The 24,962-nt window shown below is 52.2% G+C and carries 26 protein-coding genes, 3 tRNA genes and 1 other RNA gene; 20 read left to right on the top strand and 10 right to left on the bottom strand.

Annotation, left to right across the window (positions count from 1 at the left end; all coding sequences use genetic code 11):
- The first annotated feature begins 639 nt into the window (after nt 1-639).
- The 17 genes from cydA (at nt 640) to pnuC (ending at nt 12,456) form a co-directional block, all read left to right on the top strand.
- On the top strand, nt 640-2,208 hold the full coding sequence (gene cydA / locus M2403_RS03515) for a cytochrome ubiquinol oxidase subunit I (RefSeq protein ID WP_165059470.1): 1,569 nt from the start codon (nt 640-642) through the stop codon (nt 2,206-2,208).
- 15 nt (nt 2,209-2,223) lie between these two features.
- A complete protein-coding gene (cydB, locus tag M2403_RS03510) occupies nt 2,224-3,363 on the top strand; it encodes a cytochrome d ubiquinol oxidase subunit II (RefSeq protein WP_165059472.1) in 1,140 nt (379 codons plus the stop codon).
- Nucleotides 3,364-3,373: 10 nt separating this feature from the next.
- Nucleotides 3,374-3,487 carry a cytochrome bd-I oxidase subunit CydX gene (cydX, locus tag M2403_RS03505; protein ID WP_101077375.1) on the top strand — a complete coding sequence of 38 codons (114 nt, stop codon included), beginning with the start codon at nt 3,374-3,376 and terminating at the stop codon, nt 3,485-3,487.
- Between the two features lie 2 nt (nt 3,488-3,489).
- Complete coding sequence (ybgE, locus tag M2403_RS03500) at nt 3,490-3,783, top strand: cyd operon protein YbgE (RefSeq protein WP_152326497.1); 294 nt, start codon at nt 3,490-3,492, stop codon at nt 3,781-3,783.
- A gap of 151 nt (nt 3,784-3,934) precedes the next feature.
- Nucleotides 3,935-4,339: a tol-pal system-associated acyl-CoA thioesterase gene (gene ybgC, locus M2403_RS03495; protein ID WP_165059474.1), complete on the top strand. Its 405-nt coding sequence runs from the start codon at nt 3,935-3,937 to the stop codon at nt 4,337-4,339.
- Entirely contained in the window at nt 4,336-5,025 is a 690-nt protein-coding gene (tolQ, locus tag M2403_RS03490) for a Tol-Pal system protein TolQ (RefSeq protein WP_013576430.1), read from the top strand. Before ybgC ends, tolQ begins: the two co-directional genes overlap by 4 nt.
- A gap of 11 nt (nt 5,026-5,036) precedes the next feature.
- Nucleotides 5,037-5,468, top strand: coding sequence for a colicin uptake protein TolR (gene tolR / locus M2403_RS03485; RefSeq protein WP_165059476.1), 432 nt, complete (start codon nt 5,037-5,039; stop codon nt 5,466-5,468).
- A gap of 115 nt (nt 5,469-5,583) precedes the next feature.
- Nucleotides 5,584-6,837, top strand: coding sequence for a cell envelope integrity protein TolA (gene tolA, locus M2403_RS03480; protein WP_217152817.1), 1,254 nt, complete (start codon nt 5,584-5,586; stop codon nt 6,835-6,837).
- Nucleotides 6,838-6,967: 130 nt separating this feature from the next.
- The gene (tolB, locus tag M2403_RS03475) at nt 6,968-8,260 is read left to right on the top strand and encodes a Tol-Pal system beta propeller repeat protein TolB (protein ID WP_104922885.1); all 1,293 of its coding nucleotides are present in this window, start codon (nt 6,968-6,970) and stop codon (nt 8,258-8,260) included.
- Nucleotides 8,261-8,307: 47 nt separating this feature from the next.
- Complete coding sequence (pal, locus tag M2403_RS03470; RefSeq protein WP_152326499.1) at nt 8,308-8,817, top strand: peptidoglycan-associated lipoprotein Pal; 510 nt, start codon at nt 8,308-8,310, stop codon at nt 8,815-8,817.
- A 9-nt stretch (nt 8,818-8,826) separates the two neighbouring features.
- Nucleotides 8,827-9,621, top strand: a complete 795-nt coding sequence (cpoB, locus tag M2403_RS03465) for a cell division protein CpoB (RefSeq protein WP_152326500.1) — start codon at nt 8,827-8,829, stop codon at nt 9,619-9,621.
- Between the two features lie 197 nt (nt 9,622-9,818).
- Nucleotides 9,819-9,894, top strand: a tRNA-Lys gene (locus M2403_RS03460).
- An 86-nt stretch (nt 9,895-9,980) separates the two neighbouring features.
- Nucleotides 9,981-10,056 (top strand) — tRNA-Lys (locus M2403_RS03455).
- 46 nt (nt 10,057-10,102) lie between these two features.
- Nucleotides 10,103-10,178, top strand: a tRNA-Lys gene (locus M2403_RS03450).
- 14 nt (nt 10,179-10,192) lie between these two features.
- A non-coding RNA gene (locus M2403_RS03445) (RtT sRNA) lies at nt 10,193-10,313 on the top strand.
- A 314-nt stretch (nt 10,314-10,627) separates the two neighbouring features.
- On the top strand, nt 10,628-11,692 hold the full coding sequence (gene nadA / locus M2403_RS03440; RefSeq protein ID WP_217152973.1) for a quinolinate synthase NadA: 1,065 nt from the start codon (nt 10,628-10,630) through the stop codon (nt 11,690-11,692).
- A 41-nt stretch (nt 11,693-11,733) separates the two neighbouring features.
- A complete protein-coding gene (gene pnuC, locus M2403_RS03435) occupies nt 11,734-12,456 on the top strand; it encodes a nicotinamide riboside transporter PnuC (RefSeq protein ID WP_165059732.1) in 723 nt (240 codons plus the stop codon).
- A 61-nt stretch (nt 12,457-12,517) separates the two neighbouring features.
- Here the strand turns inward: pnuC and zitB are convergent, their stop codons facing one another.
- Nucleotides 12,518-13,471 (bottom strand): CDF family zinc transporter ZitB, encoded by a 954-nt coding sequence (zitB, locus tag M2403_RS03430; RefSeq protein WP_165059483.1) that lies wholly within the window; start codon nt 13,469-13,471, stop codon nt 12,518-12,520.
- A gap of 120 nt (nt 13,472-13,591) precedes the next feature.
- Nucleotides 13,592-13,933 (bottom strand): protein YbgS, encoded by a 342-nt coding sequence (locus tag M2403_RS03425; RefSeq protein ID WP_165059485.1) that lies wholly within the window; start codon nt 13,931-13,933, stop codon nt 13,592-13,594.
- Between the two features lie 205 nt (nt 13,934-14,138).
- Here M2403_RS03425 and aroG point away from each other — a divergent pair, with 205 nt between their 5' ends.
- Together aroG and M2403_RS03415 are read left to right on the top strand one after the other, a co-directional pair.
- Nucleotides 14,139-15,191, top strand: a complete 1,053-nt coding sequence (gene aroG / locus M2403_RS03420) for a 3-deoxy-7-phosphoheptulonate synthase AroG (RefSeq protein ID WP_152325451.1) — start codon at nt 14,139-14,141, stop codon at nt 15,189-15,191.
- 95 nt (nt 15,192-15,286) lie between these two features.
- Nucleotides 15,287-15,505 (top strand): hypothetical protein, encoded by a 219-nt coding sequence (locus tag M2403_RS03415; protein ID WP_152325452.1) that lies wholly within the window; start codon nt 15,287-15,289, stop codon nt 15,503-15,505.
- 88 nt (nt 15,506-15,593) lie between these two features.
- Here M2403_RS03415 and gpmA read toward each other — a convergent pair whose 3' ends face one another.
- The 7 genes from gpmA to M2403_RS03380 all read right to left on the bottom strand — a co-directional run bounded on the left by gpmA (nt 15,594) and on the right by M2403_RS03380 (nt 22,469).
- Entirely contained in the window at nt 15,594-16,346 is a 753-nt protein-coding gene (gpmA, locus tag M2403_RS03410; RefSeq protein WP_259228562.1) for a 2,3-diphosphoglycerate-dependent phosphoglycerate mutase, read from the bottom strand.
- Between the two features lie 205 nt (nt 16,347-16,551).
- Entirely contained in the window at nt 16,552-16,884 is a 333-nt protein-coding gene (locus M2403_RS03405) for a PsiF family protein (protein WP_152325454.1), read from the bottom strand.
- Between the two features lie 162 nt (nt 16,885-17,046).
- A complete protein-coding gene (gene galM, locus M2403_RS03400) occupies nt 17,047-18,093 on the bottom strand; it encodes a galactose-1-epimerase (RefSeq protein ID WP_259228561.1) in 1,047 nt (348 codons plus the stop codon).
- Nucleotides 18,087-19,235 (bottom strand): galactokinase, encoded by a 1,149-nt coding sequence (gene galK / locus M2403_RS03395; RefSeq protein WP_152325456.1) that lies wholly within the window; start codon nt 19,233-19,235, stop codon nt 18,087-18,089. The genes galM and galK overlap by 7 nt, the downstream gene beginning before the upstream one ends.
- Nucleotides 19,232-20,284 (bottom strand): galactose-1-phosphate uridylyltransferase, encoded by a 1,053-nt coding sequence (gene galT, locus M2403_RS03390; RefSeq protein WP_152325457.1) that lies wholly within the window; start codon nt 20,282-20,284, stop codon nt 19,232-19,234. The genes galK and galT overlap by 4 nt, the downstream gene beginning before the upstream one ends.
- 19 nt (nt 20,285-20,303) lie before the next feature.
- The gene (gene galE, locus M2403_RS03385; protein WP_208951610.1) at nt 20,304-21,320 is read right to left on the bottom strand and encodes a UDP-glucose 4-epimerase GalE; all 1,017 of its coding nucleotides are present in this window, start codon (nt 21,318-21,320) and stop codon (nt 20,304-20,306) included.
- Nucleotides 21,321-21,563: 243 nt separating this feature from the next.
- Complete coding sequence (locus M2403_RS03380; RefSeq protein ID WP_217152977.1) at nt 21,564-22,469, bottom strand: LysR substrate-binding domain-containing protein; 906 nt, start codon at nt 22,467-22,469, stop codon at nt 21,564-21,566.
- 137 nt (nt 22,470-22,606) lie between these two features.
- On the opposite strand from M2403_RS03380, the gene M2403_RS03375 reads away from it, so the two are divergent.
- Entirely contained in the window at nt 22,607-23,371 is a 765-nt protein-coding gene (locus M2403_RS03375; RefSeq protein WP_259228560.1) for a hypothetical protein, read from the top strand.
- A 36-nt stretch (nt 23,372-23,407) separates the two neighbouring features.
- Here the strand turns inward: M2403_RS03375 and modF are convergent, their stop codons facing one another.
- Nucleotides 23,408-24,874 carry a molybdate ABC transporter ATP-binding protein ModF gene (gene modF / locus M2403_RS03370; protein ID WP_259228559.1) on the bottom strand — a complete coding sequence of 489 codons (1,467 nt, stop codon included), beginning with the start codon at nt 24,872-24,874 and terminating at the stop codon, nt 23,408-23,410.
- Nucleotides 24,875-24,962: the final 88 nt, after the last annotated feature.

The following is a 24,962-nucleotide window of genomic DNA, read 5'->3' as shown; positions in this document are numbered from 1 at the left end:
TTCGGGTGGCCTTTTTTATTTTTAAGCTAAATATTTAACAATCGCCGATATGAGCTATATTTATTAACAGAGCACGATAGGTTCATTGGAAATAAAAAGTTAATAAATGGGTTTTAAAAGGTAGCGATTTAGATATTTAGCACAACCATAAAAACACAACAAATTAACAATAAATACACCATTAAAGATCAGTGAAACCAACGGTTAACATCCTGAAATATTTTTTCAGAAATTGATGTAGATATTATAGAAATAAACAATGAGATAGGCTTAAATTGCGTCAGATCAATTACGGCAACTTGCACTGTTTTGTCGTTAAATTGACCTGTACGCGGAAATCCGCTTTGGGTCACTAAAAAACCTATTTAATGTGTGGGATTACTGGCGTAACATAATGGTTCTGTAACATCAGTTTTTTGTATGTTTACTTTTCCCCGAGATTTTCCCGTTCATCAGCCTCTTAGAGGCTCGCTGGCCGCGTCTTTTCCGGGTATCAGAATGCCTTGAACGGCTTCACTCAGCTGAACTCTGCATTTCTGTTCTACACACATTTAAATACTGGTAGTCATGAGGCGTTCCGGCAACCGGTTCGTCAAAGATCGCAATTTGGGGTCTTCCTCCGAGGAGCAAGGGGTCAAGATGTTTGATATCGTTGAACTGTCGCGTTTACAGTTTGCTTTAACAGCCATGTACCATTTCCTATTTGTCCCATTAACGCTGGGTATGGCGTTTATACTGGCAATTATGGAAACGGTGTATGTGCTTTCCGGCAAACAAATCTATAAAGATATGACCAAATTCTGGGGCAAGCTTTTTGCAATTAACTTTGCAATTGGCGTTGCTACCGGTTTAACCATGGAATTCCAGTTCGGGACTAACTGGTCATATTTCTCACATTACGTCGGTGATATCTTCGGTGCGCCTTTGGCGATTGAAGGTTTGATGGCGTTCTTCCTGGAATCAACACTAGTCGGCCTCTTCTTCTTCGGTTGGGATCGCCTGTCTAAAGTTCAGCACATGGCGGTTACCTGGTTTGTTGCCCTTGGCTCAAACTTGTCTGCTTTGTGGATCCTGGTGGCGAACGGCTGGATGCAAAACCCGATTGCTTCTACCTTCAACTACGAAACCATGCGCATGGAAATGGTCAGCTTCTCCGAGCTGGTTCTGAACCCGGTTGCGCAGGTTAAATTCGTACACACCGTTGCATCCGGTTATGTGACAGGTGCGATGTTCGTTCTGGCTATCAGCTCTTACTACCTGCTGAAAGGTCGCGATGTGGGCTTTGCAAAACGCTCTTTTGCAATCGCGGCAAGCTTTGGTCTGGCGGCTGTACTGTCTGTTATCGTGCTGGGTGATGAATCCGGTTACGAAATGGGTGACGTACAGAAAACCAAACTGGCGGCAATCGAAGCAGAGTGGGATACCCAACCTGCACCGGCCAGCTTCACGCTGTTCGGCCTGCCAAATCAGGACAAAATGGAAAATGAATACTCCATCCAGATTCCTTACCTGCTCGGCCTGATTGCAACGCGTTCTGTGGATACGCCGGTGACTGGTCTGAGAGACCTGATGGCGCAACACGAAGTCCGTATCCGTAACGGGATGAAAGCGTACAACCTGCTGGAAGAGTTACGCGCAGGGAATACTGATCCAACCGTTCGCAGTGACTTTGAAAAAACCAAGCAAGACTTGGGCTACGGTATGTTGCTGAAACGCTATACCGACAAAGTGACTGATGCGACAGACGCACAAATCCAGAAAGCGACGAAAGATTCTATTCCGCGCGTTCTGCCTCTGTACTTCGCATTCCGTATCATGGTTGCCTGCGGCATCCTGATGCTGGTTCTGATTGGATTGTCATTCTTCGCAGTGGTTCGGGGCAAAATTGGCGAAAAACGCTGGCTGCATCGTGCCGTGTTGTTTGGCCTGCCACTGCCATGGATTGCGGTTGAGTCTGGCTGGTTCGTTGCGGAATACGGCCGTCAGCCATGGGCAATTGGTGAGGTCTTACCAACGGCCATTGCGCACTCTTCTTTGACCGTCGGTGATGTGCTGTCATCAATGATCCTGATCTGCGGCTTGTACACCCTGTTCCTGGTCGCTGAGATGTTCCTGATGTTCAAATATGTACGCCTGGGGCCAAGCAGCCTGAAAACAGGGCGCTATCATTTTGAAAAACCTTCAGCCCCGCTTGAGCAAGCTCAGTAATTAGGGAGTCCGACTATGTTCGATTATGAAAGTTTACGGTTCATTTGGTGGGCGCTGATTGGCGTGCTGTTTATCGGCTTCGCGGTCACCGATGGATTTGATATGGGTGTGGGGATTCTGGTGCGGATCATCGGTAAAACCGATACAGATCGCCGGATCATGATCAATGCGATCGCCCCGCACTGGGACGGTAACCAGGTCTGGCTGATCACCGCCGGTGGTGCGTTATTTGCTGCGTGGCCGATGGTTTATGCAGCAGCGTTCTCGGGTTTTTATGCGGCGATGGTTCTGGTGCTGTGCGCATTGTTCTTCCGTCCGCTGGGCTTTGACTACCGTTCAAAACTGGATAACGCGCGCTGGCGTGGAATGTGGGACTGGGGCATCTTCATTGGTAGCTTCGTGCCATCGCTGGTCTTTGGTGTGGCCTTCGGTAACCTGTTACAGGGCGTGCCGTTCCACATTGATACCGACCTGCGTCTGTTCTATACCGGTAACCTGATTCAGCTGCTGAATCCGTTTGGTATTCTGGCCGGTCTGGTCAGCCTGACCATGCTGATTACGCAGGGCGCAACGTATCTGCAAATGCGTACTGTCGGCGAACTGCATCTGCGTACCCGTAATGCCTCGCAGATTTCTGCGCTGATCATGATGGTTTGCTTCCTGCTGGCGGGCATCTGGCTGGTTAAAGGGATTGATGGCTTCACCGTGACTTCCGTACTGGATCACGCGGGCCCGTCAAATCCGCTGCACAAAACGGTTTCTCATGAAGCGGGCGCATGGTTGGCTAACTTCAACAAGATCCCTGCTCTGTGGGCTATTCCTGCACTGGGTGTGATTCTGCCGCTGCTGACAATCCTGTTCTCCCGTTTGAATAAAGCGGCTCTGGCTTTCGTCAGTAACTCACTGACTATCGCCTGTGTGATCCTGACGGCCGGTATCACTATGTTCCCGTTCGTCATGCCGTCAATCACTGATCCTAACGTCAGCCTGACCATGTGGGACGCAACGTCTACCTTACTGACGTTGAGAGTGATGACCGTCGTAGCGTGTATTTTTGTGCCAATCATCCTGATTTACACCTCATGGGCGTATTACAAGATGTTCGGTCGCCTCGATAAAACGTACATCGAGAACAACAAGCATTCGCTGTATTAAGGAGAAAACCATGTGGTATTTTGCCTGGATCCTCGGCACCTTGCTGGCCTGCTCATTTGGTATCATGACCGCGCTGGCGCTTGAGCACAGCGAAGCCAACAAAGCTGCAAAAGAAGAGAAGTAACAATGAGTGTGATCGCGGATAAAGTTTACGCCGTCACAGACAAGGGCCCCTTGCGGGCCCTTTCCCTTGTGATGTCGCTGCTGCTTGCCGGTTGTGTTTTCTGGAAACCGGGCATGTTTGCTTCGTCGACCAGCCAGCTGGAAGTGTGGCACGGGCTCATTCTGATATGGGCTGTTTGTAGCGGTGTTATTCACGGTCTGGGTTTTCGTCCGAGAAATTCGGTGTGGAAATCATTTTTTTCACCGTTACTGGCGATGATTGCACTGGCTGCGGGTTTGTTTTACTTCTTCAGCTGACTTTTATCGTCTTAAAAATACACAGATTTACAGTAATCTTCCTATGGGCCGCTCCGGCCCATAATTATTTTCGTTCCAGCATTGCAACCCATTCCCAACCCCAATTCTCTTGCGTATAGTAGTGCCGTCAAATTGCATTACGGGATGTAGAGTGAGTAATTCGTTGTTCCGATGGCCGGTTCGTGTCTATTACGAAGACACAGACGCGGGAGGTGTGGTCTACCATGCCCGATACGTCGCCTTTTTTGAAAGGGCTCGCACAGAGATGTTGCGCCAACGCAATTTTCACCAGCAGCAGTTGCTGGCAGAACACGTCGCTTTTGCTGTCCGCCGCATGACGGTCGAATACTTTGCACCAGCTCGCTTAGATGACTTGCTGGATGTTCAGAGTGAGATTACGTCCATTCGCGGAGCTTCTCTTACTTTTGCACAACGAATTCTTGATTCGCATGGAAACCTTCTGAGTTCTGCAGAAGTGTTGATTGCATGCATTGATCCACACCAAATGAAGCCCCGAGCGCTTCCTAAGTCTATTGTCGCGGAGTTTAAGCAGTGACTGACATGAACATTCTTGATTTATTTTTGAAGGCCAGCATCCTGGTCAAGCTGATTATGCTTGTCCTGGTGTGCTTTTCTATCGCGTCCTGGGCGATCATCATTCAACGCACGAAAGTGCTGAATGCCGCCACCCGCGAGGCAGAAGCGTTCGAAGATAAATTCTGGTCCGGTATTGAGCTTTCCCGTCTGTATCAGGAAAGCCAGGGCCGTCGCGAAACCCTGAGCGGGGCAGAGCAAATCTTCCATTCTGGTTTTAAAGAATTCGCCCGTTTACACCGTGCCAACAGCCACGCGCCAGAGGCGGTGATTGAAGGGTCTTCACGTGCAATGCGCATCTCCTTTAACCGTGAACTCGAATCCCTTGAAACACACATTCCTTTCCTTGGCACCGTCGGTTCCATCAGCCCGTATATCGGTTTATTCGGTACGGTCTGGGGGATCATGCACGCCTTTATCGGTTTAGGTTCCGTGAAACAAGCGACCCTGCAAATGGTTGCTCCAGGTATCGCAGAAGCACTGATTGCTACGGCGATTGGTCTGTTCGCCGCTATTCCGGCCGTTATGGCGTATAACCGCCTTAACCAGCGTGTGAATAAGCTTGAGCAAAACTACGATAACTTCATGGAAGAATTCACGGCTATCCTGCACCGTCAGGCTTTCTCTCGCGAAACCAGCAGTAACTAAAGGGGGAGAGTATGGCTCGTACACGAGGTCGTCGTAACCGGCGCGAAGGTAAGTCGGAAATCAACATCGTTCCGCTGCTGGACGTACTGCTGGTTCTGTTACTGATTTTTATGGCGACAGCACCGATCATTACCCAGAGTGTGGAAGTTGACTTACCTGATGCGACGGATTCTAAAACAGTGTCCAGCGATGATAACCCGCCTGTGATTGTTGAAGTTTCAGGCGTCGGTCAATACACCATTGTGGTGGATCATCAGCGTATGGAACAACTGCCTGAACAACAGGTTATTGCAGAAGCGACCAGCCGTATTCAGGCCAATCCGAAGACGGTATTCCTGATCGGCGGCGCGAAAGATGTGCCTTATGATGAAATCATCAAGGCGCTGAATATGCTGCATCAGGCTGGCGTGAAGTCAGTCGGATTGATGACACAACCTATCTGAGGATAGGTAATTTGTAACACTTATTTGAAACCCGGCATTCGCTGGCTTGCTAAAAGAGTAAGTCAGGCGCTACAGGATCCCGGGTTTTTAGTAATCCTGTCTTGGGAAATCTATTTTGGTAAAGGCAACTGCAACTGAACAAAACGATAAGCTCAAACGCGCCGTTATTGTTTCGGTCGTTCTGCATATCATCATTATAGCCCTGTTGATTTGGGGATCGCTGGACGAAGATACCAGCATGAGCGGTGGCGGCGGCGGTAGCGATATCTCGGCCGTAATGGTTGATCCCAGTGCCGTGGTCGATCAGTACAACCGTCAGCAACAGCAACAGGCTGATTCCCAACGTGCTGCCGCAGCGCGTCAGAAAAAATCAGAGCAACAGGCTGAAGAGCTTCAGCAGAAACAGGCCGCAGAACAGCAACACCTGAAAGAACTTGAGAAAGAGCGTCTTCAGGCACAGGAAGATGCGAAGCAGCAGGCGCAGGAACAGGCTCAGCAGCAGAAACAAGCCGCTGAACAACAGAAACAAGCGCAGCAGGCTGCCGAGCAGGCGAAAGAACAACAGAAGCAGGCCGAAGCTGCTGCCGCACAGGCGAAAGCTGAAGCGGCAAAAGAAGCGGCTCAGGCGAAGGCCGATGCAGCGAAAGAAGCTGCAAAAGCGCAGGCTGATGCACAGAAAAAAGCCGCAGCCGAAGCGAAGAAACAGGCTGAAGCTGAAGCCGCCGCAGCGGCTGCGGCCGCGAAAAAACAGGCCGAGGCTGACGCGAAGAAAGAAGCGGCTGCTGAGGCGAAGAAACAAGCTGCCGCAGAGGCTAAAGCTCAGGCTGCCGCCGATGCGAAAGCGCAAGCTGATGCAGACGCCAAAGCTGCTTCGGATGCGAAAGCCGCCGCTGCCGCTGAGAAGAAAGCTGAAGCGGCTGCAGCTGCCAAGAAAGCCGCAGCCGATAAGAAAGCGGCCGCTGCCGCTGCCGCAAAAGAATCTGCTGACGCCAATAACTTATTTGACGGGCTGGCCGATTCTAAAAATGCGCCGAAAGGGTCAACGGGCGGTGGGGCTTCTGCTCCGGCAGGTAAAGGAACACAGAAAAAGGCGGGTGCATCAGGTGCCGATATTGCTAACTATGGCAGCCAGATAAAGGCGGCTATTGAGAGCAGATTCTATGACGCGTCATCGTATGCGGGTAAAACCTGTTCGTTGCGCGTTAAAATGAACCCGGATGGCTCGCTTATCAGCGTGTCAGCAGAAGGTGGGGATCCAGCACTTTGTCAGGCAGCGCTTGCCGCGGCCCGACAGGCGAAATTCCCGAAACCGCCTTCTGAAGCAGTCTATGAAGTATTTAAAAATGCTCCGATAGATTTTAAACCGTAGAAAGATGAAAATAATTTCTTTTCAGAATTTTACGATAGATTGCAGGGTGTAATTCTAGTTTTGTATGCGTTGGTTTGTTAAAATTCTGCTAAATTATCGCGGGCAGATACGTCCAGATAAGGGAGATACAATGAAGCAGGCATTTCGAGTAGCGTTCGGCCTTTTGATGATGTGGGCATCTGTAGTACATGCAGAAGTTCGCATTGAAATTACTCAGGGCGTAGATACCGCTCGTCCGATTGGCGTTGTGCCATTCAAATGGGCGGGCCCGGGTACTCCACCTGAAGATGTTGGCGGTATTGTTGCTGCTGACTTACGCAACAGTGGTAAATTTAACCCTATTGATGCATCGCGCATGCCACAACAGCCAACTTCAGCGGCAGAAGTCACACCTGCTGCCTGGACTGCTTTGGGCATCGATGCCGTTGTTATCGGTCAGGTTCAGCCTGCAGCCGATGGCAGCTATGTTGTTTCTTACCAGTTGGTTGACACCTCTGGTGCTCCGGGCACTGTGCTGGCACAAAACCAGTATAAAGTGACCAAACAATGGTTGCGTTATTCTGCCCATACAGCCAGTGATGAAGTTTTCGAAAAACTGACCGGTGTTAAAGGTGCATTCCGCACCCGTATTGCTTACATCGTGCAGACTAACGGCGGCAAATTCCCGTACGAACTGCGTGTAGCGGATTACGATGGTTACAATCAGTTTGTTGTTCACCGTTCACCAGAGCCTCTGATGTCTCCGGCCTGGTCTCCGGACGGTAGCAAACTGGCTTACGTGACCTTCGAAAGTGGTCGTTCAGCGTTGGTTGTACAGACACTGGCAAACAGTGCCATCAAACAGATTGCCTCTTTCCCACGCCACAACGGTGCTCCGGCGTTCTCTCCGGACGGGTCTAAACTGGCATTCGCGTTGTCTAAAGATGGTAGCCTTAACCTGTATGTGATGAACCTGGGTTCAGGTCAGATCTCTCAGGTCACTAATGGCCGTAGCAACAATACTGAACCAACCTGGTTCCCGGACAGCCAGAACCTGGCGTTCACGTCGGATCAGGGCGGTCGTCCTCAGGTATATAAAGTTAATATTAATGGCGGTGCGCCACAGCGTCTGACATGGGAAGGCTCACAGAATCAGGACTCTGACGTCAGTGCAGATGGTAAATTCCTGGTCATGGTGAGCAGCGCCAGCGGTACACAGCACATCGCTAAACAAGATCTGGCAACGGGAGCCGTTCAAACATTGACGGACACGTTCCTGGATGAAACGCCTAGCCTCGCACCAAACGGCACTATGGTTATCTACAGCTCCTCTCAAGGACTGGGTTCTGTATTGCAACTGGTATCGACTGATGGGCGCTTCAAAGCGCGTCTTCCGGCAACTGATGGACAGGTCAAATTCCCTGCCTGGTCGCCGTATCTGTAATGCATAGAAAACTATGTATGGCAAAAAATTATAAAAGGATCGAATAGATGCAACTGAATAAAGTGCTGAAAGGGCTGATGCTGGCATTGCCTGTTCTGGCAGTCGCTGCGTGTAGTTCTCACAAAAACGCGGACAACGACCAATCAGGTATGGGTCTGAACTCTGGCACTGGCGCAGAAAGCGGCAACATGTCTTCTGAAGAGCAAGCTCGTCTGCAGATGCAAGAACTGCAGAAAAACAACATCGTTTACTTTGGCCTGGACAAATACGATGTTTCTTCAGAATTCGCTCAGATGTTAGACGCGCACGCAGCATTCCTGCGTAGCAACCCGTCTTACAAAGTGACTGTAGAAGGTCATGCTGACGAACGTGGTACTCCAGAGTACAACATCGCCCTGGGCGAACGTCGTGCTACTGCTGTTAAAATGTACCTGCAAGGTAAAGGCGTTTCTGCCGACCAGATCTCTATCGTTTCTTACGGTAAAGAAAAACCAGCTGTACTGGGCCATGACGAAGCGGCTTACGCTAAAAACCGTCGTGCCGTACTGGTTTACTAAGAGAATAGTATGAGCAGTAACTTCAGAACTCACCTGTTGAGTCTGTCGTTACTGGTTGGCGTAGCGGTCCCATGGGCCGCTACTGCCCAAGCGCCAATCAGTGATGTCGGCTCAGGCTCGATAGAAGATCGGGTCACCTCTCTGGAGCGTATTTCTAACGCTCACAGCCAGCTATTAACTCAACTCCAGCAACAACTTTCTGATTCCCAACGTGATATGGATACTCTTCGTGGTCAAATCCAGGAGAACCAGTATCAGTTGAGTCAGCTTGCTGATCGTCAGAAGCAGATTTTTAACCAGATGGACAGCCTGAGTCAGGGTGCCGCCGGAGCCGCCAGTACGGGCGCTGCAGCAGCCACTGGCGACGCGTCTGGTAATGCTGCGGCCGCCACGTCTGATGCAGGTGCTGCACAAGCCCCTGCAAGCACAGGCGATGTGAACAGCGACTACAACGCCGCTGTTTCTCTGGCGCTGGAAAAGAAACAGTATGATGAGGCGATCGCTGCCTTTCAGAGTTTCGTAAAAAAATACCCGGATTCTACATACCAGCCTAATGCCAACTATTGGTTAGGCCAGTTGTATTACAACAAGGGTAAAAAAGACGACGCTGCTTATTATTTTGCAGTTGTGGTCAAAAACTATCCGAAGTCTCCAAAAAGTTCTGACGCGATGTTCAAAGTTGGGGTGATTATGCAGGAGAAAGGGCAGGCCGATAAAGCCAAAGCCGTCTATGCGCAGGTCATTAAACAGTACCCAAACACCGACGCGGCAAAACAAGCTCAAAAACGTTTATCTGCGAAGTAGTTCCCTATTCAGGACCGGAAAATGTACATATCGTGCATTTTCTGGGCTTGAGTGTGTGAAAGTCCAGCAGTTAAGCATCTTTGTGAAAATTAAAGTTGCACTGAAAAGTTAAATAAGTAATATATGCCGCCGTTGCCCAGACAACTCCAAACGGCTAACGCTGTTAGAGATTTAGGCAATTTGCAGTAGGTTTAGAAGGGCCGTTAGCTCAGTTGGTAGAGCAGTTGACTTTTAATCAATTGGTCGCTGGTTCGAATCCAGCACGGCCCACCACTTTTAAAGTGTACCCTCTAAACAAACAGGCAAAGTGGCTTGCACACCAACTGCAAGACACAAAGGCAGTCAGAAGTATTCAGGAAGGGCCGTTAGCTCAGTTGGTAGAGCAGTTGACTTTTAATCAATTGGTCGCTGGTTCGAATCCAGCACGGCCCACCACTCTTTAAGTGGTTAGTCCTGAATAAGTAGTACAAAGCATTTAGATGGGCCGTTAGCTCAGTTGGTAGAGCAGTTGACTTTTAATCAATTGGTCGCTGGTTCGAATCCAGCACGGCCCACCATCTTTAAGTGGATGTATGTAGTGAATCAGTGATGGATGAGAACCATTGGTTCGAGCCGAGCGAAGCGAGACGACAACGCGCAGCGTTGCCCGCAGGGTGAGGTAGCAGACCGAATCAATCCAGCACAGCCCACCACTTTTAAAGTGAGCCATCTAAATTGCAAAGATGTCTACTTCATCAAATTCAGAAAAAAGCGCCTTTAGGCGCTTTTTTCGCATTCATACCCCTGTATTTCTCACATTATCTTAACCTGCCTTTATCCACATAATCCCAATACACCTCTCTTTTAAGTCCAGTAAACATTTAAAGCCTTAAGAACAAAATTTGGACGACTTACCTCGTTTTTTACGGTATTTTGTTTAGCATACAAAACCAGTGGGTTTAATCTGTTAAACCGGCTGTGGCTCCCGGCCTTCAGGCGCATTGCCTGACAGAATGAGATGAAGAGTATGAGCGAAACCTTGGATTTGAATGCGACGGTGTATCCTTTCCCGCCTAAACCCGCAGTTCTGAATGCAGACGAAAAGACCTTCTATAAAGAGAAGATTAAGAAACTGCTGAAAGAACGCGACGCCGTTATGGTCGCGCATTATTACACTGACCCTGAAATTCAGGCGCTGGCAGAAGAAACCGGCGGTATCGTCGCGGATTCACTGGAGATGGCCCGTTTCGGCAGCCAGCATCCGGCGTCAACGCTGTTGGTGGCGGGTGTCCGGTTTATGGGGGAAACGGCCAAAATCCTCAGCCCTGAAAAAACGGTTCTGATGCCGACACTCAACGCGGAGTGCTCTCTGGACTTAGGTTGCCCGGAACAGGAATTCTCGGATTTCTGCGACAGCCACCCCGATCGCACCGTTGTGGTCTACGCTAATACCTCGGCGGCAGTAAAAGCCCGGGCGGACTGGGTCGTCACTTCAAGCATTGCGGTAGAACTGATTGAATACCTCGATAGTTTGGGTGAAAAAATCATCTGGGCTCCGGATCGTCATCTCGGAAATTACGTGCGTAAGCAGACCGGGGCGGATGTACTCTGCTGGCAGGGCGCCTGTATCGTCCATGACGAGTTTAAAACCCAGGCGCTGACCCGGATGAAAGGTTTGTACCCGGATGCGGCCATACTGGTACATCCTGAGTCCCCTCAGGCGATCGTCGATATGGCGGATGCCGTCGGTTCCACCAGCCAGCTGATTCAGGCCGCAAAAACGTTGCCGCAAAAACAGCTTATTGTGGCAACAGATCGCGGTATTTTTTACAAAATGCAGCAGGCGTGTCCGGATAAAGAATTGTTCGAAGCGCCGACAGCTGGTGAAGGCGCCAGTTGCCGTACCTGCGCACATTGCCCATGGATGGCGATGAACGGCCTGAAAGCTATTGCTGAAGGGCTGGAGCATGGTGGGGCAGCACATGCGATCGAAGTCGATGAAGCGCTGCGAGTGAAATCACTGATCCCGCTGAACCGGATGCTGGATTTCGCGGCTCAGCTGAAATTACGGGCGCAAATCAAAGCGCTTTAAGCCGAAGGCATTTTCAGAACAATTAAGGGAAGGACGTGATGATGGATTTCTTCAGTACCAGCAATATTCTGGTCCATATTCCTCTTGGAAAAGGCGGATATGACCTGTCATGGATCGAAGCCGTTGGCACCATTTTTGGTCTGCTTTGCATCTGGTATGCCAGCAAAGAAAAGCTGATCAACTATGCGTTCGGTCTGATCAACGTCACTTTGTTTGCGATCATCTTCTTCCAGATCCAGCTTTACGCCAGCCTGTTGCTGCAGATCTTTTTCTTTGCTGCCAACATTTATGGCTGGTATGCGTGGAGCCGTCAGACCGCCGATCAGCAAGCCGAGTTGCAAATTCGCTGGTTGCCTCGTGGCAAAGCGCTCATCTGGGGCGCAGTGTGTGTCGCGGGAATTCTGCTGATGACGTTTAACATCGACCGCGTATTTGCCGCGCTCACACTGGTGGCGGTGAATGTGATGCAGGCGCTGGGGCTTAATGTCAGTATGCCAGAGCTTCAGCCCGATGCGTTCCCGTTCTGGGATTCATCCATGATGGTGTTGTCGATTGTGGCGATGCTGCTGATGACGCGCAAATATGTTGAAAACTGGCTGCTGTGGGTAGTGATTGACGTGATAAGCGTAGCGATTTTTGCCTATCAGGGCGTTTATGCCATGGCGCTGGAATATGTTCTGCTGACGCTGATTGCGCTGAACGGTTCGTGGCTATGGATCAAAAGCGCGAAGCAAAACGGCTCGCAGCCACTGCAAACGGCCTGAATCCGCTTCAACAAAACGCCTCCATCGCGGAGGCGTTTTGCTTGCTGCAATCTATGAACAATCAGTGATGATGGTGTGCGTGGCTGTGACCATGATGGTCGTGTCCGGCGCTGGTCGCCGGAGTTTCATTTATCCCGCAATCTGGCGTTTCACAGCGACCGTATTCCATCTGAATCGTCGCATGTCCAATACGGCATTTCTCCAGCAAATGATGCTGAATGCGATCTAACAACGCATCGTGATCGTGCGGCGGGACGACCTGCACATGCAGCGTCATCAGGCGCTGCTCACCAATCTGCCAGACGTGAACGTGATGAACATTACGAACTTCAGGAATGCTCATCGACAAGTCACGGCGCAATTTATCGATATCAATTTCTTCCGGCGTCCCTTCCAGCAGCTCATGAAAACTTTCACGTAACAGCCGCCAGGCATTGTTCAGCACCAGACATGAAACCAGCACCGACAGAATCGGGTCGATGGGTGTCCAGCCGGTATACATGATGATCAGCGCCGCCGCCACCGCACCTATTGAGCCCAGCAAATCCCCCAGCACGTGCAGCGCCGCAGCGCGTACGTTGATGTTGGCTTTTTCCTGCCCCTGATGCAGCAACCAGAATGCCAGAATATTGGCAAACAGCCCGGCAATAGCGATCACCAGCATCGTGGTGCCCATCACCGGCTGCGGATTGAAGAAACGGGCAATGGCTTCCCAGACGATCAATACCACAATCACTAACAGCGCGGCGGCATTCACGAAAGCCGCCATGGTCGTCAGGCGCAGATAGCCAAAAGTATGGCGTGAGTTCGGTTTACGTTTCGCAAAACGCACTGCCATTAATGCTACCAGCAACGCAGCAGCATCCGTCAGCATATGGCCGGCGTCTGCCAGCAAAGCCAGAGAGCCAGAAATCAGCCCGCCAATGACTTCCGCAACCATAAAAACCACGGTCACAAGGAAAGCCAGCAACAGACGTCGGCTATTTTTATCCTGCGGTAACAGGGAAGAAGACATAGTTATATTCGCAAAAAGTATGAACAGAGAGGAAACAATAGCGTAATCATGGCATGTTGCAAGACAGGGAGCAGAAAGGAAAAAGAGGAACGAATGTTCCTCCTTTATGTACTTTTAAAATTAGTTACCGGTGGCCTTAGACTGATTGGTGCCAGGAACCTGATCCGGGCAACGACCGTCCTTACACATGGCTTTTTTGTGGTCGACTGTTTTTTTGCTCATATCTTTATGTGCTTTGGTGGTCGACGTGTGTTTCTTTTTGTGAACTTCATTCACGGGCTTATCTGTTTCATTGATTTTGCTGTTATCGACCCCGTTAGGTGCGATTTTCTGCACTGAACCCGGGCTGTCAGATTGATTAGCAGAACCATTGTTTGAACCGGTATCAGCGCCTTCTGCAAAAGCTGCACCTGAAGCCAGGGCCATTGTTGCGGACAGTAAAATAATGGCGAGTTTCTTCATAACCTTTATCTCCATTTTCGGGTTGTTGTTCGCTGTGGGTAATGTGTCTCCATTGAGATAAAAGCTTAGCTAATGAATTTATGTCTTAAATCAAAATGAGACTATTCGTAAGTGTAAAAGTAGATTTACACCGACACCCAATCCGGCTAGATTGAACGCGGTCAGCGTTTCGCTTTGTCTCTTATGAACACCCAATGGAACAGTTATGAATTATCAAAACGACGATTTACGTATCAAAGAAATTAAGGAACTTTTGCCACCTGTAGCGTTGCTGGAAAAGTTTCCCGCCACTGACAAAGCGGCAAAGACGGTGTCTCATGCGCGCAATGCGATTCATAAGATACTGAAAGGAAACGACGATCGTCTTCTGGTAGTCATCGGCCCTTGCTCAATTAACGATCCTAAAGCCGCTAAAGAGTACGCAGCACGTCTGCTGAAAATGCGCGAAGAATTGCAGGGTGAACTGGAAGTGGTCATGCGCGTTTACTTCGAAAAACCGCGTACGACTGTTGGCTGGAAAGGGCTGATCAACGACCCGCACATGAACAACAGCTACCAGATAAATGATGGTTTGCGCATTGCCCGCAAATTGTTACTGGATATTAACGACACCGGTCTGCCTGCGGCGGGTGAATTCCTGGACATGATCACGCCACAATATCTGGCGGATTTGATGAGCTGGGGCGCGATTGGCGCACGTACTACAGAATCTCAGGTTCACCGTGAGCTTTCCTCCGGTTTATCCTGCCCCGTAGGTTTCAAAAACGGCACCGACGGCACCATCAAAGTGGCGATCGACGCGATTAACGCAGCCGGTGCGCCGCACTGTTTCCTGTCTGTGACCAAATGGGGCCACTCCGCAATCGTCAACACCAGCGGAAATAACGACTGCCACATCATTCTGCGCGGCGGCAAAAAACCAAACTACAGCGCGCAGGACGTGCTGGAAGTGAAAGACGGCCTGAAAAAAGGCGGCCTGCCGGCTCGCATCATGATCGACTTCAGCCACGCCAACAGCAGCAAACAATTCAAAAAACAGATGGAAGTCTGTGAAGACGTTTGCGGTCAGGTTGCCGGTGGCGAACAGGCGATTATGGGCGTGATGGTTGAAAGCCATCTGGTCGAAGGCAATCAGAGTCTCGACAGCGGCGAGCCACTGGTTTACGGCCAGAGCGTGACCGATGCGTGCATTGGCTGGGAAGATACCGAAGTGTTGCTGCGTAGCCTTGCGAACGCAGTCAAAGCGCGTCGCGGTTAATCCGTCACAGCAATTCTGAGCTGAGCCCCGTTAAGGCGGGGCTTTTTTGTGGCTGTAAGAACGCTGTCATCGTGTGATGCCAAAAGAGAATATCTATGCTTATTTATAACGTTTTTGGCCGGTATCTGGGGGTTAAAAAGACGCCGGAGGGCTGGCAGGTTTTTCGTGCCGAGATGACCGAGAGAAAATTCTCACGCCTCTACGACATCATCATTCCTGACGATATGACTGAAGCGGAAATCCCCGGCTGGCTGGGCGATATTTTTCACGAGTCAGCGACGGAATTGCATCCTGACGTCTGGCGTATCGAGTAATGTTGGTTTTGCGCCGGGTCAGACCCATTAAAAAAGGCATGCTTTCGCATGCCTTTTTTGCATTTCTGATGAGCTCAGAAAACGCTAATTACTTCGCTTTACCCTGGTTTGCCACGGCCGCGGCTTTCGCTGCGATTTCATCGGCATTGCCCAGATAATAACGTTTGATTGGTTTGAGGTTTTCGTCGAATTCGTAAACCAGTGGAACGCCGGTAGGGATGTTCAGTTCCAGGATTTCGTCTTCGCTCAGGTTATCCAGATATTTAACCAGCGCACGCAGGGAGTTACCGTGCGCAGCAATAATCACACGCTCGCCGCTTTCGATGCGAGGTTTGATGACATCAGTCCAGTAAGGAATAACGCGGTCGATGGTCAGCGCCAGGCTTTCTGTGGTTGGCAGCTCTTCAGGTTTCAGTTTGGCATAACGCGGGTCATGGCCAGGGAAGCGCTCATCAGCACGATCCAGTTCTGGTGGAGTCACAGCAAAACCACGACGCCATTGTTTAACTTGCTCGTCGCCGTACTTCTGTGCTGTTTCAGCTTTGTCCAGACCCTGCAACGCGCCGTAATGACGTTCGTTCAGTTTCCAGGATTTCTCAACCGGCAGCCATGGCTGGTTCAGTTCGTCCAAAACGCTCCACAGAGTATGGATGGCACGTTTCAGCACAGAGGTGTAAGCGAAGTCAAATTGGAAGCCTTCGTCTTTCAGCAGCTGACCCGCAGCTTTTGCTTCAGTACGGCCCTTGTCGGACAGTTCAACATCATGCCAACCGGTAAAACGGTTTTCTTTGTTCCACTCACTTTCACCGTGTCTTACCAGCACCAGCTTGGTTACAGCCATAGCTAAACTCCTCAGTTAACTGAATTTTCAATGATAACAGTTATCATTATAGGGTCTGGGCATCCCGATCGGCAATCTGAATGTATTCAGGAAACCTATGCGTGACGCCCGTTTGTCTTAAACATAACGAATTTGCTGTGGCGATGTAAAACAAAACGCGCAGACGGTCACCCGGACAGCGCGTTTTGTGCAAAAGGACAGCGGATTAGCTGGCTTTTTTCAGGCAGGTACTCATGAAGGTTTTGCGGGCGTCGCCTTTAAGTTCTTGTTTCGCAGCATCAGCATTACAGGTTTTCATCTTTTTCTGCTGAGGGTTCATTTTATCGTCTGTTTTGGCCTCGGCTTTCAGGCAGTTGCTCATGAATTTTTTGCGCTCATCGCCCTTAAGCGATTGTGTGGTGGCCTGCTGATTACAGTCGGTCATTTTCTGGCGCTGCTCAGTCTGAGCGGGGGAAGGCACTTTTACGGGATCCGCGGCCAGAGCAGAACCCGCCGCACACAAGGTCGCCAGCAGGGATAACACAACGGGTAAACGCATAACGAACTCCTTTTTGAACGTCCTTTTCGCAGGACACTCTCTAAGCGTAGATGCGGGAGGCGGCTTTAGCTGAAAAAGTGCTGACGCAGATGCGTCATCAGTCACAAATTTGCAGAAGGGAAAGCGTGAAGGGCAGGTTGGGATGAGCCTGCCCCGGGAAGATTACAGCGCGAAGAACTGATAAGTGGTGGCGGATTTGTACGTCTGACCCGGTTTAATCCAGCAGCTTGGCTGCGGCCAGGTCGCGTGGTTCGGGCTGTCCGGCAGGAATTCACTTTCCAGCGCAACGCCGCTGTAGCTGGCATATTCGCCGCCTCTGCGGTTTGGCGTGCCACCGAGGAAGTTGCCGCTGTACAGCTGCACTGCCGGTGCCGACGTGAACATCGTCATTTTGACTTTGCCATCGGCTGACCACAAATGCGCAGCCGGATTGCTGCCGGTATTGCACGAGCGGTTGAGCAGATACGCATGGTCATAACCTTTCACCCGTTGCTGATCGCGATCCTTGAGGAAATCTTTCGCCAGCGTTTTTGCGGCGTTGAAATCCATACCGGTATGTTCAACCGGCGTCGGATCGGCGCACGGAATACCGTCGCTGTCGACCGGCAGGAAACGGTCAGCAAACAGTTGCAGCTTTTGCTGGCGCGCGTCGGTGCCTTCGCCGTCGAGATTGAAATAAGCGTGATTGGTCAGATTGACCGGGCACAGCTTATCCATCGTCGCTTCATAGCGGATTTCCAGACGGTTATCATCGGTCAGCTGATAATGCACTTTCGCCGTCATATTGCCCGGATAACCCTGATCGCCGTCGGCTGAAAACAGCCCGAACGTCAGCTTCTGCGCGTTTTGCTCAAGAATTTTCCAGCGACGCGCATGAAAACCTTCCGGGCCGCCGTGCAGCTGATGTACGCCCTGATTGGCGACGACCAGATGTGGTTTGCCTTCAATCTCAAACTGCGAGCGGGCGATGCGGTTGGCGTAGCGCCCGACGGTCGCGCCAAGATAGGCGCTCTGATTCATATAGTCGTGCGGTGTCTGGCAGCCGAGGAGCAGTTCGCGGGTCGAGCCGTCAGCCAGCGGGAAAGTGAAGGATAACCAGGTCGCGCCCCAGTCCATGAATGTGGCGGTTGCGCCCGCCGCATTCTGTAGCGTCACCTGTTCAAACGGCTGGCCATCGGGTGCCAGCTGTGTGTTTTCAGGTTTTAACATATGCCAGCCCCCTGGGAAGCGGTGCAAACGTAGAAGGTTTCTTTCAGGCCGCTGTAGGCGTGATATTGCTGCTCAACGGCGTGACGGACTTTGTCTACCATCTCTGTCGGAACGAGTGCCACGATGCAGCCGCCGAAGCCGCCGCCGGTCATGCGCACGCCGCCTTTATCGCCAATCACTTCTTTGACGATCTCCACCAGTTTGTCAATTTGCGGAACGGTGATTTCAAAATCATCGCGCATGGAGGCGTGAGATTCCGCCATCAGTTCGCCCATGCGTTTCAGGTCGCCGCTGGCCAGTGCGTCAGCCGCTGCCAGAGTACGATCGTTTTCAGTGATCACGTGACGTGCACGGCGTGCAACCACCGGATCCAGTTCATCCTGAATGGAGAAGAACAGGGCAGGGTCTACGTCGCGCAAGGCTTTCACACCGAAGAAGCGGGCGGCTACTTCGCACTGCTCGCGACGGGCGTTGTATTCGCTGTCAACCAGACCGCGTTTCACGTTGGAGTTGATGATCACCACGGCTGCGTTTTCCGGCATAGACACGGCGCGGGTTTCAAGTGAGCGGCAGTCGATCAGCAGGGAATGGTTTTCTTTGCCGAGAGCAGAAATCAGCTGATCCATAATCCCGCAGTTGCAACCGACGAACTGGTTCTCTGCTTCCTGACCGTTCAGTGCCAGCGCCACGCCGTCCAGCGGCAAATCATAAAGAGATTTCAGCGCCTGGCCGACGGCGACTTCCAGAGATGCAGAAGAACTCAGCCCTGCGCCCTGAGGCACGTTGCCGCTGATCACCATGTCTGCGCCGGAGAAATCTTTATTACGCAGCATCAGATGTTTCACCACGCCACGCACGTAGTTGGCCCACGGATGCGCGTCGCTGTGCAGGATCGGTTCGTCGAGAGAGAAGGTATCTTCCTCGTTGTCGTAATCGGCGGCGATCACGCGGATCACACGGTCGTTGCGCTGTGCGCAGGCGATCACCGTTTCATAATCGATGGCGCAAGGCAAAACGAAACCGTCGTTGTAATCGGTATGTTCGCCAATCAGGTTAACGCGACCCGGCGCTTTGATGGTGATCGTGGCAGGGTAGCCGAATTTGTCGGCAAAGATTTCCAGGGTTTTGGTTTTCAGTTTCATTGTTTTTCTCCGGCCTCACGATAATGAACATCACTCACCGCCCGCAGACGCTCTGCGGCTTGTTCGGCTGTCAGGTCGCGTTGGGTTTCAGCCAGCATTTCGTAGCCGACCATGAATTTGCGAACCGTGGCTGAACGCAGCAACGGCGGGTAGAAATGGGCATGCAGCTGCCAGTGTTCGTTGTCGCCTTCGGTAAACGGCGCGCCGTGCCAGCCCATGGAATACGGGAAAGAGCACTGGAACAGATTGTCATAGCGGCTGGTCAGTTTTTTCAGCGCCAGCGCTAAATCACTGCGCTGGGCATCGGTCAGCCCGGTGATGCGCTTAACGTGAACTTTTGGCAGCAGCAGTGTTTCGAACGGCCACGCCGCCCAGTAAGGCACCACGGCCAGCCAGTGTTCGGTTTCCACCACCGTGCGGCTGCCGTCTGCCAGCTCGCGCTGCACGTAATCCACCAGCATCGGCGAACCTTGCTCGTCGAGATAAGTGCGTTGCAGACGGTCTTCGCGCTCGGCTTCATTAGGCAGGAAACTGTTCGCCCAAATCTGGCCATGCGGATGCGGGTTAGAGCATCCCATCGCCGCGCCTTTATTCTCAAAAACCTGCACCCACGGGTAGGTTTTCCCTAAATCCGCGCTTTGCTCCTGCCAGGTTCTGACGATTTCCGTCAGGGCTTCTACGGAAAGCTGCGGCAGCGTTTTGCTGTGATCCGGCGAGAAACAGATAACCCGGCTGGTGCCGCGTGCGCTCTGGACCCGCATCAGCGGGTCATCGTTTTCCGGCGCAAACGGCGTGTCCGGCATCAGCGCCGCGTAATCGTTGGTGAACACGAAAGTGCCGGTGTATTTCGGGTTCACATCGCCCGTTACGCGGGTATTGCCCGGGCAGAGGAAACAGTCCGGATCGTGCGAAGGCAGAACCTCCTGCGAAACGGCTTCCTGCTGGCCCTGCCACGGGCGTTTGGCCCGATGCGGGCTCACTAAAATCCACTGATCGGTCAGCGGATTGTAGCGGCGATGTGGATGATCAATCGGGTTAAACGTCGTCATAAACTTTCCTTGGTCTGCCTTAATCCGGGTAGCCCTGCGGGTTTTTCGATTGCCACAGCCAGGTGTCATTGGCCATGTCTTCCAGCGTGCGTGTCACTTTCCAGTTGAGTTCTTTCTCGGCTTTAGTCGGGTCAGCCCAGTAGGCTGGCAGGTCGCCCTCGCGGCGTGGTGCAAACTTGTAGTTCACCGGTTTGCCACAGGCTTTGCTGAAGGCCTCAATCACTTCCAGCACGCTCTGGCCGAAGCCTGCGCCGAGGTTGTAAATGTGTACGCCCGCTTTGTTGTGCAGGGTTTTCATTGCGGCGATATGGCCGTCGGCCAGATCGACTACGTGGATGTAATCGCGAACGCCGGTGCCGTCAGGCGTCGGATAATCGTTGCCGAATACCGCCACAGATTCGCGGCGACCCACGGCCACTTGGGCAATAAACGGCATCAGGTTATTGGGCACGCCCTGCGGATCTTCACCCATCAGGCCAGACGGATGCGCGCCAACCGGGTTGAAATAGCGCAGCAGGGTAATGCTCCACTCCGGTTCAGCACGTTGCACGTCTTCGAGAATTTGTTCGACCATCAGCTTGCTGCGGCCATAAGGGCTGGAAGGGTTGCCGGTCGGGAAATCTTCGACATACGGGGTTTTCGGCTGATCGCCATACACCGTCGCGGACGAGCTGAATATCAGGTTTTTAACGCCCGCAGCGCGCATTGCTTCAACCAGCACCAGCGTGCCGGAAACGTTGTTATCGTAATAGGCCAGCGGCTTGGCGACGGACTCCCCGACGGCTTTCCAGCCCGCGAAATGAATCACGGAATGAATGTGGTGTTCGCTGAAGATCTTATCGAGGAGTGCGCGGTCGCGGATATCACCTTCATAGAACAGCGGCGTTTTGCCGGTGAGCGTATTGATGCGCTCCAGAACGCTGACTTTACTGTTGTGAAGATTATCCAGAATGATTGGCGTATAGCCCGCATCAATCAGTTGCACGCATGTATGGCTACCAATGTAACCGCTACCACCTGTGACTAAGACGTACATAATCGCTCCTCAATGAATATCATGATGCAACGATAACACGCTGCAAGGCTGAAAAAGGTGATCCATCCCCAATAAAATGGAATCGCTTACACAAACAGTTTATCACCTTTCAATGCCGCTATACAGGTGCTGTGCGCCGTACAGAAAGCCTGCGGGAGCGTGCCGGAAGCCAGAAGTATAGCTAAGTGTAATCGCTTACATTCCGGGGTGTGATTTATCCGCGGCAGGCTTTTACTTCATTTTTCAGACTCCAGCCGGAGGGAACGCCGACATTTTATCCAGCAACCAGTTCCGCAGGATCCCGATATCGTCGCGTGCGCTTTTCTCTTTTGTGGTCACCAGATAATAGTTTGCACCGGGGAGATGGTGCGGGAAGGGAACGGTGAGGATGCCTTTTTCAATGAAATCCCGCGCCAGCAAACTGCTGACAATCGCCACGCCCTGGCCGGCAATGGCCGCCTGAATGGCGTGAGTTTCGTCGGTAAAACGCAACCCGTTGTCGATGTTGAGGTCTTTCGGGCCGAAATGCGCACGCCAGTTTTCCCAGTCGGGTGAAGGGCGGGGAATGTGACGATTTTCCACATGAAACAGCGTTACGTCCTTCAGGTCTGCCGGGGTTTTCAGCGCCAGCGTCGGGCTGGAGACCAGTATAAACGTGTCGTGATACAGCAGTGTGGAATCCAGCGACTCATCGGCAGATTCGCTGTAACGGATCGCCACATCCACGGTATTACGCGTTAAATCCACCAGCTCAATGCCGGTGTGCAGCCGCAAATCCATGGCCGGTGCCACCTGTTTTAAATCCGCCAGCCGCGGAACCAGCCAGTGCGTCAGAAAATTCGAGGTGGTCGTCAGCGTCAGCGCAGGGGGTAATCCGGCGTGATGAATTTCTTCCACGGCAGCCTGTAAACCGGCAAAAGCCTGGCGCGTGGCCTGCCGCAAAATTTGCCCGGCGGCGGTCAGTTTCACCTCGCGGGCGCTGCGCTCAAAAACGGCGGTGCCCAGCGCCTCTTCCAGAACACGGATCTGGTGACTGATCGCCGTAGCCGTGACGCCGATTTCTTCGGCAGCGCGTTTAAAGCTGGCCTGCTGCGCCACCGCGTCGAACGCTTTCAGTGAACCCAGAGGCGGTAAACGGATTTTCTTCATGATGAGTTATTTTCATCCGTGGCTGAAATCTATGACTTTGAGTCTCCTAAAATAGGCGGTGTAAGCTCCTTTATCAACACGATGAGGATGAATAAAGTTCATCCTGATATCGCAAGGTTTCGGTTAAGGAGTTCTGTATGTCTGCCATTAATTTCCGGGTGCCCGCGCTGGCCTGTTCGCTCGGCGCTTTGTTTATTATGTCACTGACCATGACGCTGCTGGGTGTGGCGCATCAGGGGCTGGACACGCCGCTAACGCACAGCTTTGCGGGCGCGGCGGCTATATTTTTCACGTTGTTTATGATCAGCGAGCGTTATAACCCGCAGCCGCTTTTGCCGCAGAGCTTGCGGGCTTGCACCGAATTGCAGATAAGCCTCTGGACCAGCGTTTTCTTTGCCGCCCTTTGCGTACCGGCTTTCTTCCTGCTGGCCTGGCTGCTGAAAAACAGTTACGGGTTTGGTCTTCTGCAAATCCTCCTGAGCATTGCCCTGATCTTGCTGATGGTCCGGGCGGGCCATGTGCTGGGTGAAAAGGTTCAGGCTGAATTCACCCGCGATAAACGCCTGCTTCTGGGCTTTACGCTGGTCGCCGCCGGAACAGGGATGATTGCTGTGATGTCGGAAGGCTGCGCGTTCTGGCTGGCGCCGCTGCCCGCGATGATCCTCAGCGGTCTGGGGCTCGGGATGGTGAATCACGCCAGAAATATCAGGTTGCAGGTGATTGCGGCGCAGGGACGATGGCTCAACGGCGTGGCACTCATCGCCAGCACCGTGGTTTCACTGGCGTTGCTGACAATGATTGTGACGATTTATCCGGGCTACGCGGGACTGGAAAACGGATTCACACTGTTGGGGATTTTTGCCCTGGCGGGCATGGTGGTGGCGCTGATGGCCGAGGCGTAAAAACCGCCCTCCATGGAGCGGAAGGCGGGTGAAAAATCAGAGCGCGTCAATCTGATAACGGTAAATTTCGCCCTCAGGAATAAAACTCAGGCGGTGAGTAATGCACGCCGGCGCATCTTCCGCGTGATGCGAAACGAACAGCAATTGGGTGTCACCTTCACCAATCAGAATATCGACGAAACGGCGCACCAGCTGGCGGTTTATCGGATCTAAACCCTGCAACGGCTCGTCGAGGATCAGCAGTGCCGGATGTTTCACCAGTGCGCGGGCAATCAGTGCCAGACGTTGTTGCCCCCAGGACAGGCTGTGGAACGGTGTATCACCGGCATTGCCGCCGAGGCCGAGCAATTCCAGCCACTGATTTGTGAGGAATCTCTGGCGATCAGAAACCGCCTGATAAATGCCAATCGAGTCGAAGAATCCAGAGGTGATCACGTTGCGGACGCTGGTGCTGACGCGATAATCCAGATGCAGGCTGCTGCTGACATAACCGATGTGGCGCTTGATGTCCCAGATGGTTTCACCGCTCCCGCGGCGGCGGCCAAACAGCGTCAGGTCATTGCTGTAACCCTGCGCGTGATCGCCTGTGATCAGGCTGAGCAGCGTCGATTTCCCTGCGCCATTCTGCCCGGTGATCTGCCAGTGCTGACCGTGATCAACCTGCCAGCTTAAGTTGTGCAGGATCGGTTTATCGTTGTATTGCACCACGCCGTCGCGCAACGCGATCAGCGGAGAATCCTGTGGCGGCGTAACGCGCACTGTCGGATCTTCTGCTTCCGGCACTGCCATGCCACTGAGGCTTTCGCTGTGCGCCAGTTGTGCGACCAGCGCATCAGCCATGACCTGTTCGCGCGGGCCGACGGAGGCCAGCGTACAATCCGCCAGCACACCGACGTTTTGCACAAACGGCGGAATATCGTCGAAGCGGTTGAGCACCAGTACCATTGTCTGGCCTTCGCCGGAAAGGGTGTCCAGCAACTGCGCCAGCTGCGCCCGGGCATTGACGTCGAGCCCGTCGAACGGTTCGTCAAGCACCAGCAGATCTGGCCGTTGCATCAGCACCTGACACAGCAGCGTCTTGCGGGTTTCACCGGTGGATAAATATTTGAACCGGCGATCGAGTAATTTTTCGATTCCAAACTGCGCGGCAAGGGCGGCGCAACGGGCAGGATCGCGCACTTCTTCCTGAATGATTTCCGCCGTCGTCCGGCCGGTATCGTCTTCCCCTTCACTCAGTAAATCGGTGTTATTGCGTTGCCATTCATCGGCGACCAGTTTCTGGAGTTGCTCAAACGACAGGCGAACGATGTGCGGAAAACGGTTTTCACGGGTTCCTTTCAGCAGGGTGATATTGCCCGCCAGCGCGCGGGCCAGCGCTGATTTACCGCTGCCATTCGAGCCGACGAATGCCCAACTGTCGGTCTGATGAATACTGAGCTCGGAAAGTGTGAGGGTTCGGGTATCGCTGAGGCGAAAAACGCCTTGCGAGATATGCAACGACATTCTGCTATCCCTTTTTCCCGTCCTGCTCCAAGTTGCATGTGAGTTGGCTACGTTCACTCACCCGAATCACTTACTCGTGTAAGCTCAT

The organism is Rahnella sp. BIGb0603, assembly GCF_024808755.1.
GTDB lineage: Bacteria > Pseudomonadota > Gammaproteobacteria > Enterobacterales > Enterobacteriaceae > Rahnella > Rahnella contaminans.
The sequence above is the reverse complement of the archived record's forward strand: the minus strand, read 5'-3'. Positions and strand labels throughout refer to the sequence as shown.